13 protein-coding genes and 1 pseudogene are annotated in these 17,454 nt (G+C 36.8%); 6 read left to right on the forward strand and 8 right to left on the reverse strand.

Going from position 1 to position 17,454, the window contains the following annotated elements:
- Nucleotides 1–217: 217 nt before the first annotated feature.
- The 6 genes and pseudogenes from rlmD to FPQ13_RS11170 all read left to right on the forward strand — a co-directional run bounded on the left by rlmD (nucleotide 218) and on the right by FPQ13_RS11170 (nucleotide 7,489).
- The gene (gene rlmD / locus FPQ13_RS11145) at nucleotides 218–1,609 is read left to right on the forward strand and encodes a 23S rRNA (uracil(1939)-C(5))-methyltransferase RlmD (protein ID WP_144089410.1); all 1,392 of its coding nucleotides are present in this window, start codon (nucleotides 218–220) and stop codon (nucleotides 1,607–1,609) included.
- A 1,019-nt stretch (nucleotides 1,610–2,628) separates the two neighbouring features.
- Entirely contained in the window at nucleotides 2,629–2,913 is a 285-nt protein-coding gene (locus tag FPQ13_RS11150; RefSeq protein ID WP_144089411.1) for a hypothetical protein, read from the forward strand.
- Nucleotides 2,914–2,991: 78 nt separating this feature from the next.
- A pseudogene (locus FPQ13_RS11155) lies at nucleotides 2,992–3,413 on the forward strand (alcohol dehydrogenase catalytic domain-containing protein); the annotation flags it as partial.
- 208 nt (nucleotides 3,414–3,621) lie between these two features.
- On the forward strand, nucleotides 3,622–5,715 hold the full coding sequence (locus tag FPQ13_RS11160; RefSeq protein WP_144089412.1) for an AAA family ATPase: 2,094 nt from the start codon (nucleotides 3,622–3,624) through the stop codon (nucleotides 5,713–5,715).
- 359 nt (nucleotides 5,716–6,074) lie between these two features.
- The gene (locus FPQ13_RS11165; RefSeq protein WP_144089413.1) at nucleotides 6,075–6,470 is read left to right on the forward strand and encodes a recombinase; all 396 of its coding nucleotides are present in this window, start codon (nucleotides 6,075–6,077) and stop codon (nucleotides 6,468–6,470) included.
- Nucleotides 6,471–6,574: 104 nt separating this feature from the next.
- Nucleotides 6,575–7,489 (forward strand): recombinase family protein, encoded by a 915-nt coding sequence (locus FPQ13_RS11170; RefSeq protein WP_425456867.1) that lies wholly within the window; start codon nucleotides 6,575–6,577, stop codon nucleotides 7,487–7,489.
- Nucleotides 7,490–7,578: 89 nt separating this feature from the next.
- Here FPQ13_RS11170 and pyrE read toward each other — a convergent pair whose 3' ends face one another.
- From pyrE to FPQ13_RS11210, 8 genes are read right to left on the reverse strand one after another with little or no spacing between them, the layout of a single operon-like run.
- Nucleotides 7,579–8,193 (reverse strand): orotate phosphoribosyltransferase, encoded by a 615-nt coding sequence (gene pyrE / locus FPQ13_RS11175; protein ID WP_144089414.1) that lies wholly within the window; start codon nucleotides 8,191–8,193, stop codon nucleotides 7,579–7,581.
- On the reverse strand, nucleotides 8,190–8,894 hold the full coding sequence (pyrF, locus tag FPQ13_RS11180) for an orotidine-5'-phosphate decarboxylase (protein ID WP_144089415.1): 705 nt from the start codon (nucleotides 8,892–8,894) through the stop codon (nucleotides 8,190–8,192). Before pyrF ends, pyrE begins: the two co-directional genes overlap by 4 nt.
- The gene (locus FPQ13_RS11185) at nucleotides 8,866–9,801 is read right to left on the reverse strand and encodes a dihydroorotate dehydrogenase (protein ID WP_144089416.1); all 936 of its coding nucleotides are present in this window, start codon (nucleotides 9,799–9,801) and stop codon (nucleotides 8,866–8,868) included. The genes pyrF and FPQ13_RS11185 overlap by 29 nt, the downstream gene beginning before the upstream one ends.
- Nucleotides 9,798–10,559, reverse strand: a complete 762-nt coding sequence (locus FPQ13_RS11190; RefSeq protein WP_144089417.1) for a dihydroorotate dehydrogenase electron transfer subunit — start codon at nucleotides 10,557–10,559, stop codon at nucleotides 9,798–9,800. The genes FPQ13_RS11185 and FPQ13_RS11190 overlap by 4 nt, the downstream gene beginning before the upstream one ends.
- The gene (gene carB, locus FPQ13_RS11195; protein ID WP_144089418.1) at nucleotides 10,556–13,753 is read right to left on the reverse strand and encodes a carbamoyl-phosphate synthase large subunit; all 3,198 of its coding nucleotides are present in this window, start codon (nucleotides 13,751–13,753) and stop codon (nucleotides 10,556–10,558) included. The genes FPQ13_RS11190 and carB overlap by 4 nt, the downstream gene beginning before the upstream one ends.
- Entirely contained in the window at nucleotides 13,737–14,837 is a 1,101-nt protein-coding gene (locus FPQ13_RS11200) for a carbamoyl phosphate synthase small subunit (RefSeq protein WP_144089419.1), read from the reverse strand. The genes carB and FPQ13_RS11200 overlap by 17 nt, the downstream gene beginning before the upstream one ends.
- Nucleotides 14,830–16,119: a dihydroorotase gene (locus FPQ13_RS11205; protein WP_144089420.1), complete on the reverse strand. Its 1,290-nt coding sequence runs from the start codon at nucleotides 16,117–16,119 to the stop codon at nucleotides 14,830–14,832. Before FPQ13_RS11205 ends, FPQ13_RS11200 begins: the two co-directional genes overlap by 8 nt.
- Nucleotides 16,082–17,002 carry an aspartate carbamoyltransferase catalytic subunit gene (locus FPQ13_RS11210; protein ID WP_144089421.1) on the reverse strand — a complete coding sequence of 307 codons (921 nt, stop codon included), beginning with the start codon at nucleotides 17,000–17,002 and terminating at the stop codon, nucleotides 16,082–16,084. Before FPQ13_RS11210 ends, FPQ13_RS11205 begins: the two co-directional genes overlap by 38 nt.
- Nucleotides 17,003–17,454 lie beyond the last annotated feature (452 nt).

A 17,454-nucleotide genomic window follows, 5' to 3' on the forward strand; every position in this document is an offset into this window, starting at 1 on the left:
AACACAGAAGTTAAGCTCTCTAGCGCCGATGGTAGTTGGGGTTTTTCCCCTGCAAGAGTAGGACGTTGCCGGGCAATTCGAAGCTACTAGCACATACGTGTCTAGTAGCTTTTCTTATGTTTTAGTATTTATATTATAATCTCTATAATACATATTGATTTCATGATATATTGGCATTACCTATTAAAATTAAAGTTGTTTAGGAAGTGAAAAGAGAATGACTGAACCGAAACGTTATTTTGATACGACAATTAATCATTTAGATCATAAAGGGAATGGACAAGCGGTTGTTTGGCGTGAGAATGAACAAGGAAATCCAAAAAAGCTCAAATTAAATGTACCATTAACACTCCCAGGTGAGGAAGTCCATGTTCAAGTTGAACGGCCGACGAAGAAAAGAAGCCGTGCACATGTAACGGAGTTCTTGAAAACGAACTCTGAAAGAGTAGAAGCACCTTGTCCGCATTTTGAAATTTGTGGAGGGTGTGTTTGGCAACACTGGAGTTACTTTGGACAGCTAAATCATAAAACAAATTATGTGAAACGTCAGTTAGAGGAACAAGGCTTTAATGCAGCTTTAGTTAAAGAAACGATTGGTGCAGAAACTCCTTGGAACTACCGTAATAAGATGGAATTCACATTTTCTCCAGAAGGGAATATGGGCCTTCATGAACAAGGTAACTTCCGCAAAGTGTTCGATATGAAAACTTGTTTAATTGCGGGAAATGATATGGTTGAAGCCGCATTAGAAGTATCAAAGTGGGCAAAAGAACATGAATTGCCAGGCTATTTAAAAGATGAACATGAAGGACTTTTACGTCATTTGATGGTTCGTCAATCGTTTGCGACAGGTGAGATCATGCTTGCACTTGTAGCGACTGAAAGCCCAGATGGTAAATTGAAAGAGCAAGTGAATGATCTGGTTCAACGAATCACAAATAAATATCCAAATGTTAAGAGTTTATTATGGTTAGAGAACACTTTATGGGCGGACAGCATACAAGCAGAAGAAACGTTTATTTTGGCAGGAAGAGATTACATTTACGATGAACTGGCTGGTTTTCGCTATCGTTTATGGTGGAATACATTTTTCCAAACGAATCCAAAACAAGCAGAAAAATTAGTTGAACTAGCACTTGAAGTCGGTAAGCCACAAGCTGATGAGACGATGTTTGATCTGTTTTGTGGCGTTGGAACGTTTTCTCTACCTTTTGCGAAGCAAGTGAAATCGTTAGCAGGAGTCGAGATCGTTGAGAGCTCAATTGAGTCTGCAAAACGTAATGCAACTGAGAATGATGTTCATAATACGTATTTCTTAGCAAATAATGCGCGTAACGGTATTGATGAAGTAAGAGAGCAGTTTGGCCAACCTGATTTATTGTTGGTCGATCCACCTCGTTCTGGGGCTGGTGGAAAAGTTATGCGCCGCATTGGTCGTGCACAACCAAAAAGAATTGTTTATGTCTCTTGTAACCCAGAATCATTTGCCTCAGATATAACAGAATTAACACCATTTGGTTATGAATTAGTAACAGTTCAACCAGTTGATCTTTTCCCACATACAGTTCATGTTGAGGTGGTAGCGTTGATGTCAAGAGTAGATGAATAAGTGTAGTTAAAGCGTTGATGTAATAAGGTTTATAGGGTTTCGTCTTCGTTTATTTTATGTGAATAAACGGGCGGAATCATTTTTGTTGTTGGTGTTGGAAGTGCTGGAATTTGGGGTTGAGTTGATAGAATAGACTTTCAGTAGGGGAGTTGACAGAATGGATGACTTTCTATATAAAATGAATAATATATTTTTCATTTTATATAGAGCGATTTTTTTTAGTGAAAAAATAAAAAACTATTGACAGATTTTAAAAAGTGGTGTATATAATAATTAGAGTTAGCACTCAACGACAGAGAGTGCTAATAATGACTAATGAGCAAAAAGAGAAAATTATTGAATTAAGGAAGTTAGGGATAGGCTATCGCAGCATAGCCACTGCCTCTTTAATTAGTAGTAGTAACTTCCTTTCTTCTACTGAAAGGTTATAATTATCAAGTCCTGTAACTTTTAGATATTTCTTAAGCTCAATGAATTGCTGGTACTTTAGTTCCTTGATAAAATCATCCATAAATTTAAAATTAATCTCCCCATTGTCTTTGACGTGCACCCCTTAAGTTGGACTTAATATCCAACTTAAGGGGCGCTTTTGTATGAAAACAAGGAAACATACTTTTGAGTTTAAAGTAATAGTCGTTAATGATTATTTAAATAATGAAGAAAGTTGAGAACTTTCCTTAAAGATCTATTTTAGTTAGTTTTTCTTTCGCCACGCGACACGCTCCCGACAAAGTCGTTCGCTATTAATACATGCCAATTCAACATCAGCAAGAAACATGACACTATCATGTTTCTATCTGTGTTTCATTTTTCCTATCAACAAACGTAAAAACTTTTAGGGTGCAGATAAAGGGCGATCTGCTGCTAAAACTTTTTATCTAAAGCTAACGCTTTTTGCTGACAGGAAAATAACTGGCAGTATTGTCTGTCTGCTATCGAAAGGAAAAAACTTTCCTTTCGGTAACGATTAGGCGAAATAACAAAAAACTACTAAAAATTTTATTAAGGAGTGGGGAACAATGAGAAAAGTCTATGTAGAAGAATTAAGTACAGAAAGTAAAAATCTTTTTAGAAAACTTGCTAAAGAATATGGAGCAAGTGAACAAGAAATTCAAGACGGTTTAGATTATAAAATCAGTGATTTAAGACATGATTCTGAATGTGCTTTAGGATTTAGAATTTGCGAAAATCCAGAATGTAGAGAATTATTTAATGATGGATTTATGATGGAAAATATTTGTGAAAACTATTGTTCAGAACATTGTGTAGAGAAAGCATATCCAGAAATTAAAAAAGAAGATTAAAGATTTATGTTTATAATTCCAGGTAAGAGGTATATATTAGTATGCTTGTAAATAATACTTAGAATGAAGTGTTACTTTATGAAAGCAGTCACTTATCAAGGACATAAGAAGATGAAGATGGAAAAAGTTGAAGATGCTAAGATTATTGAAACACCTGATGAAATTATAAAGATAACAGCATCTGGGATTTGTGGTTCAGATTTACATTTATATCATCAAGGTGATTTATTCATGGAACCTGGTTTTGTCATTGGACATGAACCGATGGGTATTGTTGAAGAGATAGGAAAAGATGTAAAAAACTAAAGAAAGGAGATCGTGTTGTAATACCTTTTAATATTCGGTGTGGAGAATGTTTCTACTGCAATAACGACATGGAATCTCAGTGTGACAATTCTAATGAAACACCAGCGAACTGGAAGTTAGATAATGGTGGACTATTCGGTTTTAGTAACCTTCATGGTAATCACTGGGGAGGACAGGCTCCTGTTATTCATCTAATGCCTAAACTTTACGAGATGATTAAAGATGAAGTATTTAATCCTACAGAAATAGCTTACAAAGTATTTGATCAGAAGAAGGATAACAATATTAAAGTTGTATTTAAACAAGAATAGACTATAAAAACTTTTGCTCTCGACTATTAAATTATTGGATAGTATTAGAGGAGATATTTTATACTCTCAAAATTTTTTAGAGGTGATATGTATGAATAACGGATATTTCAATAATGATTTTGATTCAATTTTCAGAAGAATATTCCAAGATATGCAAGAATCTGTCAATAGTGGTACTAAAAGATATTATATCAATGGCAAAGAAGTTTCTCCGGAACAATTAGCACAATTACGACAGCAGCAAGGTGGGAATTCTGCTGAGCAAAACGCGCATGCATTTCAACAATCTAATTCTCAAAGACAAAATGATGAAGGTAATTATTTAGATCAAATTGGCCGTAATTTAACACAAGAAGCACGCGATGGTTTATTAGACCCAGTAATTGGTCGTGATAAAGAAATCCAAGAAACTGCTGAAGTCTTAAGTAGACGTACTAAAAACAATCCTATTTTAGTTGGTGAAGCTGGTGTAGGTAAAACAGCTATTGTTGAAGGTTTAGCACAAGCTATAGTTAAAGGCAATGTACCATCATCTATTAAAGATAAAGAAATCATCTCAATAGATATTTCTTCCTTAGAAGCTGGTACACAATATCGTGGTGCTTTTGAAGAAAATATTCAAAAATTAGTTGCAGCTGTTAAAGAAGCGAAAAATATTGTGTTATTCTTTGACGAAATCCATCAAATTATTGGTTCAGGTTCAACTGGCAGTGATTCTGGTAGCAAAGGGCTATCAGATATTATTAAACCTGCATTAAGTCGTGGTGAAATTTCAGTTATTGGTGCAACTACACAAGATGAATATCGGAATAATATTTTAAAAGATGCTGCATTAACACGTCGTTTTAATGAAGTACTTGTTAATGAACCAAGTGCTGATGACACTTTTAATATTTTAAAGGGTATACGTGAAAAATTTGAAGAACATCACCATGTTGAACTACCAGATGATGTATTAAAAGCTTGTGTAGATTTATCCATTCAATATATTCCTCAACGTTTATTGCCAGATAAAGCTATTGACGTACTAGATATTACTGCAGCTCACTTGTCAGCACAAAGTCCCGCAATAGATAAAGTGGAAATTGAAAAGCGCATTGCACAATTACAAGATGATAAAAGTAAAGCCGTGAGTAATGAAGAATATAAAGAAGCTGACAAAATCCAAAAAGAAATTAAAGAACTAAAAGATAAACTAAAAAACAGCAATGTTGCACATAATACTAAAGCTACTGTAAAAGACGTTTCTGATTCAATTGAACGTTTAACTGGTATCCCTGTATCTCAAATGGATGCAAGTGATATCGAAAGATTGAAAAATATTAATAAGCGTTTAAAAGATAAAATTATTGGTCAAGATAGAGCTGTTGATCTTGTCTCTCGTGCAATTCGTCGTAACCGTGCTGGATTTGATGAGGGCAACCGCCCAATTGGTAGCTTCCTTTTCGTAGGTCCTACAGGTGTAGGTAAAACAGAACTTGCGAAGCAGTTAGCAATTGATTTATTCGGTAATAAAGATGCATTAATTCGCTTAGATATGAGTGAATATAGTGATCAAACTGCTGTATCTAAAATGATTGGAACAACTGCTGGTTATGTAGGTTATGATGATAATTCAAACACATTAACAGAGAAAGTTAGACGTAACCCATACTCAGTTATCTTATTTGATGAAATTGAAAAAGCGAATCCACAAATCTTAACTTTATTATTACAAGTTATGGATGATGGTCACTTAACAGATGGTCAAGGTAATGTCATTAACTTTAAAAACACAATTATTATTTGTACTTCTAATGCTGGCTTTGGCGATGGAAATGAAGAGTTTGATGATATTATGGATGAAATGAAAAAAATCTTCCGCCCTGAATTCCTTAACCGTTTCAATGGTATCGTTAAATTCGAGCATTTAGATAAAGACGCATTACAAGACATCGTGAACTTATTATTAGATGATGTTCAAAAAACATTAGATAAAAAAGGAATCACAATGGACGTTACACAAGATGTCAAAGATTGGTTAATTGATAAAGGCTACGACGAACAAATGGGTGCGCGTCCGTTACGTCGTGTTGTTGAACAAGAAGTACGCGACAAAATCACAGATTACTACTTAGATCATACAGACGTAAAACATGTAGATATCGTACTTGAAAATGATGAAGTAATAGTTAAAGGTAAATAAACTGTTACACTAAATAAAGAAATTTATATTAAAAAAGAGTTTGGAATATAAATCAAAAACAGCAATAAGATAATTTCGTATTGAAATTTATCTTATTGCTGTTTTTATAATACCTCACTTTCCAAAGGTAATGGCTCAGCCTTAATCATCGACCGGTACTACTAACTTTCAGAAGTCTTGTCATAAAAAATCGCCTACTTGCTTTAATTTAACAATAACCTCCCTCATAGGAGTTGTCCAATAGTGTAAGGTGCCAGGCCGACACAATTCTGAATTGTGTCGGAACCTGGCACTTTTACTTATGAGATAGGATTTCATTTGAAATGTGGCATTACACTTAGAGAAAGGATTGAACGCTGATGGCACACACACCTTTTGGATATGCAATAGTAGACGGGAAAATTGAAATACATGTCAGAGAATTTGAACAATTAAAGCTTTTAATTCAGTCATACTTGTCTGGAAAGTCTCTAGCTAATGCAGCAAATGATTCTGGTATTAACCGATCACATGGAGGAATTACAAGAATATTAACAGATGAAAGGTATCTAGGGAATGGAATATTCCCTAGATTAATTTCAAAATCCCAATTTGAACAGTTGAAAGAAGAGAGATTTAAACGAGCGAAGAAGCTAGGTCGATTAAATAGAACAAAAGAGAAGAATCATTTACACCACCATTCGCATTTACAATCGAAAAAGTGGAAAACAAATACGACAATCCAATTAAACAAGCAGAATATGTATACAGCTTAATTAAAGAAGAGGTGACTTAAAATGTCTTAGCAAGAAGCGTAACAGTTATCCCAGCTAGGAGAAGAACGAGAAATGTTGATGCAGAGGATAAGAAAAAATTAAAAGTGGCAGCTTATTGTCGTGTATCAACAGATAGCGAAGAACAAGCAACTAGTTATGAAGTTCAAGTGGAACACTACACTACCTATATTCAGAACAATCCTGAATGGGAGTTGGCAGGCATTTATGCGGACGATGGAATATCTGGGACAAATACCAAAAAGCGTGAACAGTTTAATAAGATGATTGAGGATAGCATGAATGGAAAAATCGACATGATCATCACAAAATCCATCAGTCGATTTGCGAGAAACACGCTGGACTGTTTAAAATACATCAGGCAATTAAAAGATAAAGAAATACCTGTGTTTTTTGAAAAAGAAAACATTAATACAATGGATGCAAAAGAAGAAATTATGCTCACCATCATGGCATCCCTAGCACAACAAGAAAGTCAGTCACTTAGCCAAAACGTAAAACTAGGAATACAATACCGATACCAGCAAGGTGAGGTGCAAGTGAACCATAATCGCTTTCTAGGCTATACCAAAGATGAGAACAACAAACTAGTCATTAACCCAGAACAAGCGAAAATCGTTAAACGGATTTACCGGGAATATTTAGAAGTAGCAAGTTTAGTTCAAATAGCACGTGGACTTGAAGCGGATGAAATACTTACCGCAGCTAAACGGTCTAAGTGGAGACCGGAGTCGATTAAAAAGATTCTCCAAAACGAAAAGTATATCGGAGATGCATTGCTTCAAAAAACATATACCGTAGATTTTTTAACGAAAAAGCGAGTTGTCAACAATGGTCACGTTCCACAATACTATGTAGAAAATAACCACGAAGCCATCATTCCAAGGGAGATTTATTTACAAGTTCAAGAAGAAATGATGCGAAGGGCAAATATTCGAAACGGAAAAACTGGAAAGAAACGAGTGTATAGCACGTGGAATTGGTTTCTTTGTTGGAGTTGAAAGAGTAACCGTAAAATAAAAAGGAAGGAACACCTATATCTTAGGTGTTCCTTTTTTAATGAAACAAAGAAATTCTGATAGTAATTAATCTACAAAGAATCTCGCCACCTTAGAAGGCCATTTTTGTCTGATTCGTTGATGTCTTTCGTGCTTAACAAAGCATCTATTAACTGATCAAAGCTTGTAATTGTCTGAAATGGTACTTGCGACTCAGCGAACTGCTTAGCAGCTTTATTTAACCCATATGTAAATATCGCGAAAACACTAACAACATGAGCTTCACTGTCCTTTATCGCATCTACTGTATTTAGAGCTGAGCCTCCTGTTGAAATTAAGTCTTCAATAACGAGTACATTTTGATCTTTTTCAAGTTTACCCTCTATTTGATTTCCTTTTCCATGCGCTTTTGCTGATCCACGAACGTAAATCATGGGTAAGTTTAATTCATTGGCAAGCCATGCAGCATGTGGAATTCCAGCTGTAGCACACCCAGCAATGACGTCAGGTTTCACCTCAAGCTGATTAACCATGTTTATAAATGCATTCGTAATTTTATTTCTAACATTAGGATGCGACATGGTGAGGCGATTATCACAGTAAATAGGTGACTGAATACCTGAAGTCCAAGTGAAATAATTTTGTGGATCAATTTGAACAGCTTTAATTGTAAGTAAATCTTTTGTAATTTCTTCCGTTAGGTTCATATTGTCTTCAACTCCTTCATTGCTTGTTGATATGCCGTCTTAGGATTTTTTGCTCTTGTGATACTACGGCCGATCACCAGATAATCAGCTTTTTGCTCACGTGCTACTTTCGGTGTGGCGATTCTTTTTTGATCGTCTTTACTTGAATTTTCTAATCGAATTCCTGGTGTTATAGTTAGGAAGTCTTCTCCGCATTTTTCTTTAATGAATGTTGATTCGTGCGCAGAACATACGACACCATCTGCGCCGTGTCGTTTTGACAGGTAGGCCAGCCGTCCAATCTGTTCTTGTAAATCCCCTTGGATGTTTAAATCATGATTCATCATCGTTTGTTCCATTGATGTCAGTATGGTCACAGCAATTAATTTTGTTTGTTTAGAACTATTTGTTGATAGCAATCCTTCTTTTGCATATTCAATCATTTGACTGCCACCGAGCGCATGAACATTAACAAGATCTACTTCAAGTGAAGCGATATTATGCATTGCACGTTTAACGGTGGTTGGAATATCGTGAAGTTTTAAGTCTAGAAAAATCGGGTGGTTATTTTGTTTAAGTTTTTCAATAATGGAAGGACCTTCACGATAAAATAGTTCCATGCCTACTTTAACGGGCACGCCTTGCAGTTGATGGGTCATTAAAAAATTTTCAGTTACTTCCCATGTTGGGAAATCAAGACCTAGATAGATCGGCTGGTTCATGAAATATCCCCTTTCCAACAGCTTCGTTAATTGAATGAAAACCATACTTATTTAAAACGTTTGGTAGCCCATTAATAATTTCTGGACAAATGAACGGGTTATTAAAATTTGCTGTGCCTATAGCAACAGCATTGGCTCCCGCTAGAAGGAATTCTAAAACATCCTCGGCGTTAGCTATTCCTCCCATTCCAATAATCGGAATGGATACTTGTTGTTTCACTTCATAAATCATTCGAATGGCGATTGGTTTTATTGCTGGGCCAGATAAGCCACCCGTTTTATTGGCAATTAAAGGCTTTTGACTTGGAAGGTGCATTTGCATTCCGGTTAATGTGTTGATCATAGACAGTCCATCTGCTCCTGCTGATTCAACCGCTTTTGCGATCGCTACAATATCTGTGACATTTGGAGACAACTTCACATAGACCGGAAGATTTGTTACTTTTTTTACGGTTTCTGTGACAAAAGCCGCCATGTATGGATCTGTTCCAAATTGAATTCCACCTTCTTTTACATTGGGGCAAGAAATGTTTAACTCGAGTGCATCTACATGGTCAGTTTGATTAAACGATTCGGCGACATATTCATATTCTTCAACCGAACTACCCGCAATATTGGCGATAATACAAGTATCATAATCTGCTAGAAAAGGAATTTCTGACTCTATAATTTTTTCTACACCAGGGTTTTGTAAACCGATGGCATTAAGCATTCCCGAAGATGTTTCTGCTACACGAGGCGTAGGGTTACCTAACCTTTCATTTTTAGTAGCTGATTTCATAATGACGGCACCTAATGTACTTAAATCGAAGAATGAACTATATTCACGTCCGAATCCAAAACATCCAGATGCAGGCATAATGGGATTTTTCATTGATAATCCAGGTAAATTTACAGATAAGTTCATGATAAATTAACCTCCTTGGCGTGAAAGACAGGGCCATCCTGACATATTTTCTTGTAGCCTTCTCCATCGCTTGTAGGTATGACACATGCAAGACAAGCACCAATTCCGCACCCCATCCGTTCTTCTAATGAAACATAACCATCAGAATTTGATAATCTTTCCTTGATTGCTTTTAACATTGGCGTTGGTCCACACGTATAAAAAGTATCAAACGAGCTTACTTTTGTAAGAACGTCAGTAACTACTCCTTGGTAACCATGAGTGCCATCGTCAGTGACTACATACGTATCACCAAGTTCTTGGAATTCTCTTTCATAAAATACACTTTCTTTTGTTTGATAGCCTAATATAGAAATAATCTTCACATTATTTTCGGATAGTCTTTTTCCTAGATGGTATAGAGGGGGAATACCAATCCCCCCACCGATTAGTAAAACTTTTTTCGGATGTGTATTACTAATGTCAAATCCATTACCGAGTGGACCAAGCACATCAATTGATTGTCCTGGCTCATAAGAGGCAAGCTTCTTCGTCCCTGTCCCAACAATTTTGAACGCAATCGTTACTTCATTCGAAGATTTATCTATGTCAGCAATAGAGACAGGTCGTCTTAACGTCAATCCGTCTATTAGTATGTGAAGAAACTGGCCTGGACTGGCATGGTGACTAATAAACTCGTTTTTTAAAACGAATTCTATTGTATCTTTTGCAATGAATTTCTTTTTAAGAATAACCATAATATTTACTTTGTTGATCATAGTTGAACAACCTCTTTATTAATCATTGGTCTCGCACTAAAGCTATTAGAATCAATGACTCGTAAAATAGCACGTGCTGTGTCAAGATTTGTTAGACAAGCGATTCCATTTTCAACTGATTCTCGGCGAATCATAAATCCTTCTGATCTTGGCTGTCTACCTGACGTTAATGTATTAATTACAAATTGAACAGATTGATTCCTGATAAGGGATAAGACATTATCATTATCCGAACCAATTTTATCCACTTGTATGACTGGCAGACCAATTTCTTGTAAATTCCGTGCTGTTCCTTTTGTTGCATATAATTTAAACCCAAGCTCGAAAAAACTTTTAGCGATTTCGCGTGCTTCTTGTTTATCTTGATCTGCTACTGTTAAGAGAACAGACCCTTCTGTCGGAATCGATAACCCTGAAGCAACTAACCCTTTATAAAGAGCTTTTTCTAATGTGCTATCATAACCGATTGCTTCACCGGTCGATTTCATTTCAGGTCCCAACGTCGTATCGACACTTCGAAGCTTTTCGAATGAGAAGACAGGTACTTTCGTTGCGACATGATCACCTTCTGGTAAAATGCCTGTTTCAAAACCTAGGTCTGCTAATTTTGCACCTAAGATACACTTTGTAGCTAAGTTAGCCATGGTAACTCCAGTTACTTTACTTAAAAATGGAATCGTTCGACTGGATCTCGGATTGACTTCGAGAACGTAGACGTGATTATCTTTAATGATAAATTGAATGTTTATTAGTCCTTTAACATTTAGTTCTTCAGTAAGACGTCTCGTCGCTTCCATACAAGTATTGCGAATATGCTCGGTTACGCGTTGTGGGGGATACACAGCAATTGAATCACCTGAATGGACGCCTGCCCGTTCAATATGTTCCATAATTCCTGGAACAATCGTTGTTTCACCATCACTAATCGCATCAATTTCAACTTCGATTCCTGTTAAATATTTATCAATTAAAATGGGATGTTCGCTATCCAAACCGACTGACTTCTCCAAATAGGTTTGTAGCTCATCGTCACCATGAATGATTTCCATTCGACTTCCACCGATGACGTAAGAAGGTCGTACTAATACTGGATATCCGATTTCATTTGCGACTTTAAATGCTTCTTCCAATCTTAATACGGTTTTTCCTTTAGGTCGTAATAAGTATAAGTCATTTAAAAGTTGTTCAAATTTGTCCCGATCTTCCGCACGATCGATTGATTCCAAGCTTGTTCCTAGAATGTTTATACCGTGCCGCTTCAATCCAGCTGCTAAATTAATGGCTGTCTGGCCGCCAAATTGGACAATGACGCCTTCAGGCTTTTCGAGTTCAATGACATTCATCACATCTTCCAAGGTTAACGGTTCGAAATAGAGTTTATCTGAGATAGTGAAATCAGTTGAGTAAGTCTCAGGGTTATTATTCATAATGATCGCTTCGTAACCCATTTCTTTGACTGCTAACACGGAATGGACGGTCGCATAGTCAAATTCAATGCCTTGACCGATACGTATTGGACCAGAGCCGAGAATGAGAACTTTTTTTCGTGTAGATCGATTGGATTCATTTTCTTTCTCATATGTGCTGTAAAAATACGGCGTAACTGACTCAAACTCTGCTGCACATGTATCGACCATTTTGTAAACAGGGAAGAGATTTGTCTCACGTCTAAGTTGGAAAATATCATCTGCTGTTTGATTCGATAATCTAGCTATCTGTCGATCTGATAATCCGACTTTTTTTGCTTCTTGCAGTAACTCTTCAGAAAGTTTGTTTGCAATTAGCTTTTTTTCAAGTGTGATAATGCTATTCAATTGATGAAGAAAATAATGATTGATCTTTGTCCAGTGGTGAATAGCGTCGACCGTCATACCACGTCGTAAAGCTTCAGCTAAAACAAATATACGTTCGTCATCTGCACGTGTTAATTTATCAATAATAGATGTATCTGATAACTCTTCGATATGTTTTAGTCTGAATTCTTCAGCACCAATATCAAGCGAGCGAATACCTTTTAACAGCGATTCTGTAAATGAACGTCCAAGGGCCATGATTTCGCCGGTGGCCTTCATTTGGGTTCCGAGATAGCGATTGCCTGATGTAAATTTATCAAATGGGAATCGAGGGAATTTCGTAACGATATAATCGAGTGTCGGTTCAAACATGCCTGTTGTATTAGTCATTGGGTTCATTATTTCATCTAGAGTTAAGCCTATCGCTATTTTGGCTGCCACTTTAGCAATCGGGTAACCGGTTGCTTTAGAAGCAAGGGCTGATGACCTGCTGACGCGCGGATTCACTTCGATAATATAGTAAGTTAAACTGTTTGGATCGAGGGCTAGCTGCACATTACATCCACCCTCAATTTTTAAGGCGCGTATTATCTTTAAGGAAGCGTTTCTTAATAATTGATACGCCTGATCACTCAATGTCTGGGAAGGGGCGACGACGATTGAGTCTCCGGTATGGATGCCAACTGGGTCTACATTTTCCATATCACAAACGACGATTGCTTGATCATTTTTATCTCTGAGAACTTCAAATTCGATTTCTTTAAAGCCGGCAATATTCTTTTCGATAAGACATTGATTCATCGGTGAAAGAGAAAGGCCTGCGCGAGTAATTTCTTTCAATTGTTTTTGGTCATAACACATACCTCCACCTGTTCCGCCTAATGTATAGGCAGGGCGGACGATAAGTGGATACCCAATTTCACTCGCAAACTCTAAAGCTTCTTCAACTGTTGTGACAATTCGACTATCTGGAACTGGTTCATTTATTTCTCTCATTAAGGAGCGGAATTTCTCTCGATCTTCAGCTTTTTCTATCGCATCTAGAGAGGATCCTAAAAGGGTTACACCATATTCTTTTAAAATACCAGCTTGCTCAAGTTCAATTGCTAGATTTAATCCTGTTTGTCCTCCGAGAGTCGGGAGGAGAGCATCGGGCTGCTCTTTTTGAATGATTCTCTTTAAAAACTCAATCGTCAATGGTTCCATATAAACTTTATCAGCAACAGTGTGATCGGTCATAATCGTTGCTGGATTTGAATTTGCTAAAATGACAGTATAGCCTTCTTCGCGGAGTGACTCACAAGCTTGGGTTCCGGAATAATCAAACTCCGCTGCTTGCCCGATGACAATAGGTCCAGATCCAATGACTAGTATTTTTTTAGTATCAGTATTTTTCGGCATAAACATCCTCCTCATTTTCTTGATGATGCTGTATTGTTTTTAAAAATTCATCATACAAATAGTGCATATCTTCAGGTCCTGGTTTCCCTTCCGGTTGAAATTGAACTGAAAAATAAGAATAGGATTTATGGCGAAGGCCTTCGATTGAATCGTCATTTAATCCAATATGCGTGATCTCTAAGTCGGTATTTTGTAGAGAGTTTCTACTAACCGAGTAAAGATGATTTTGGCTTGTCATATATGATTTTTGTTTCAAAAGATCTCTGACTGGATAGTTATTGCCATGGTGACCGTTTAACATTTCCTCAGTGTCAGCACCAAGTGCCAAAGCCATCACTTGATGACCTAAGCCAATGCCGAATACTGGAATATGCCTCGGTAGATACTGAATCGTTTCGATTGTTTCTGGAGTATCTTTAGGATTTCCAGGACCGCTTGTAATGAAAATGCCATCTGGCTTTAACTGTAAAATTTGATCAGCCGAATAGTTATATGGCACCACAGTTACTTGGCAATTTCGCACAGTCAATTCTTTTAAAATACTGTGTTTCATTCCCAAGTCGATGATGACGATGTTAGCCCCTTTGCCTGGGATTACATATGGTTTTTGAGTAGATACTCTTTGAACTTGATCTGTGGAATCTTTTACATTTTTCAACTTTTTAATCGTCATATCAATGGGGGTGTCGGTATCAACAATCGAACCTTTTAATGTTCCAAATTTACGAATATGATTTGTTAACATCCTTGTATCAATATTCGCAAGTCCGGGTATTTGTTGATCGAGTAAAAAAGAATTCAAGTCTTTTGCATCCTGAGAACGATTCGGAGAGTTACCGTAATCTTTAACAATTAACCCATTCATATAAGCGGACACACAGTCATTCTGATTAATCCCGTTTGTCCCTATTTTCGGACTCGTCATGACGACTAACTGTCCACAATACGAGGGATCTGACAACACATGCTCATAGCCGGTCATTCCTGTATTGAAAATCATCTCGCCATTAACTTCGCCTTGATAACCAAATCCAATTCCATCCATTACAGTGCCATCTTCTAAAACTAGTCGACGTTTATTCATTAGTTTCCTCCTCATATACGACTTCACCTTCAAACATAGTTAGAACAGGAATTCCTCGGACGTCATATTGATCAAATGGTGTGTTTTTTCCTTTTGAATAGAACTTGTTTTTATCAATGGTAGTCGTTTTTTCTAAATCGATTAATGTAAGGTCTGCGAGATTTCCTTCTTCTAACTTTCCAAAAGGTAGGTTGAATGTTTTTGCAGGTTTGATCGTTAGCCAATCAATTAATTGCTTCAGGGTTACTTTTTTTGTTTCGACAAGGGAGGTGTACAAAATTGTAAAAGCTGTCTCTAAACCGACAATTCCAAATGGAGCTTCTAAAAATCCTTTATCTTTTTCTGATGCTGTATGCGGTGCATGGTCTGTTGCAATAAAGTCAATCGTGCCATCGAGCAATCCTTCAAGTAATGCGTGTTGATCTTCTTTACTTCTAAGTGGTGGATTCATCTTAAATTGAGCATTGTCTGTTTGTATGTCATTTTCATTAAGAACTAAATGGTGCGGAGATACTTCAGCAGTGACATGGATACCGGCCTTTTTTGCATCCCGAATGACTCTCACAGACTCTTTTGTACTGACATGACAGACATGATAATGACAGCCTGTTGCTTCAGCTAGTAGGACATCACGTGCAATTTGGACTGATTCACTCAACGAAGGAATACCAGGAAGATTTAATCTCTTGCTGACTTCTCCTTCATGGATTACTCCATCGTATACAAGAGAATTTTCTTCACAGTGAGCTACAATTGGTTTGTTAACGGCTACTGCTTGCTTCATCGCACGATACATCATATCTGCGGATTGAATGCCTACCCCATCATCTGTGAAGGCGAAACAACTAGCATTCGATAGTTCCTCCATATTGACGATCGTTTCGCCTTGTAATCCTTCCGTTATTGCGGCATAAGGCAAGACTCTGATCAAAGCGTCTTTCTTTATTCGTTCATGAAGTTGATTCATTTTTTCTAGTGAGTCTGGAACTGGGTTTGTATTTGGCATTGCACAAACCGTAGTGAAACCTCCTCGGGCGGCAGCGCTTGTTCCCGTTTTGATCGTTTCTTTTTCCTCACCACCTGGTTCGCGTAAGTGGATATGTACATCGATAAATCCTGGTACTAACAATTTCCCATTGCAATAAATAATGTTGTCGATATTCTCACTATCAATGTCTCTATTGCTGATTTTGGTAATTTTTTTATCGGTAATTAATACGTCATTCGTTTCTAACTCGTTCGCATTAGAGTATAGCGTTACGTTCTTCAATAACGTTTTCATGCTTTAACACTCCCCAATCTTGTAATAGTTTCATCATCAGAGCCATTCTTACATACACACCATTCTCCATTTGGTTAAAGATTCGAGAACGATCACATTCTACGAGGGTTGAATCTATTTCTATACCTCGGTTTATCGGTGCAGGGTGAAGAATAATTGCATTCTTTTTCATTCGTTTCTCTCTTAATTTTGTTAAACCGTACTTTTCTAGATAGTCTGTTTTTGTTTCGTTTTTGCCAATATGACGTTCAGATTGTACGCGCAATAGCATAACGACGTCGCTTAACTCTACCGCTTGATCAACAGTAATATTTGGTGTTTTTAACTTGTCGTCTTCTAAACCTGGCGGTGCGCTAACATAGACATCAGCTCCTAACTTTTGTAATGCTTTGATGTTTGAATGGGCGACACGGCTATGTTTGATGTCACCGACTATAGAAATTTTTAAGTCTTTAAATTGTTCAAAGGAATCATATATAGTTAGTAAATCCAATAAACACTGCGTAGGGTGTTCAGATTTACCTGCACCTGCGTTAATAATAGGAATCGAGATATCCTTTAGCTCATCCATCCAACGATCCGATTGATGTCTAATAACTAGAAAGTTAGCGCCAATGGCTTCAAATGTTCTGGCTGTATCGTATAAACTTTCACCTTTTTTTGTACTCGATACGGATTCATTGAAATCTAATACGTCAATTCCTAATTTTCTCTGTGCGACGATAAAGCTCATTTTCGTTCGTGTACTTGGCTCGAAAAATAAATTGGCACCAAAAATTTTCTTGTCTACGTTTGGACTATAAGATTTATATTTTTTGGCCAGTTTTAAAAGCATCATAATCTCAGACTGGGATAACTGGTCGATCGAAAAAAAGTGGTTCATTTGTGACTTGCCTCCTCTGGTAATAATAAAAAAACCTCTTTGCGAAGGTCGCAAAGAGGTATACGTGTCCATAGATAAACACGTAATCTTCGAGCAACCTTGCAAACCTCTCTGGATTTGTTTAAAGGTTTCATTTATTTAGTTTATAAATTGATGGAAATTTTTTGGTCTCTCATTTCACATTTTTAACTGAATTATTCTCGGTGTTCGTCTAGAGTTGTTCATCTAGAGTAGTTTCTAAACGTACTAAAAGTTACAAGTAAGGAATGTGTTTAGCTAGTAGATTAAATTACTCTGTCAGATTCAAAATGAACCTAGCCAGAACCCTTTTAAAAAAATCCCTTTTCTCCATGAGGAAAAAAGGGATTTGACATACGTATCTCTACCTAAAGTTTGTCGCTTCCTTGATAAGCCTCACAGGACTAAATTAAAGGATATAAATATTTAATTGT

Source organism: Allobacillus salarius (assembly GCF_007559425.1).
In the GTDB taxonomy this organism is placed as follows: domain Bacteria; phylum Bacillota; class Bacilli; order Bacillales; family Alkalibacillaceae; genus Allobacillus; species Allobacillus salarius.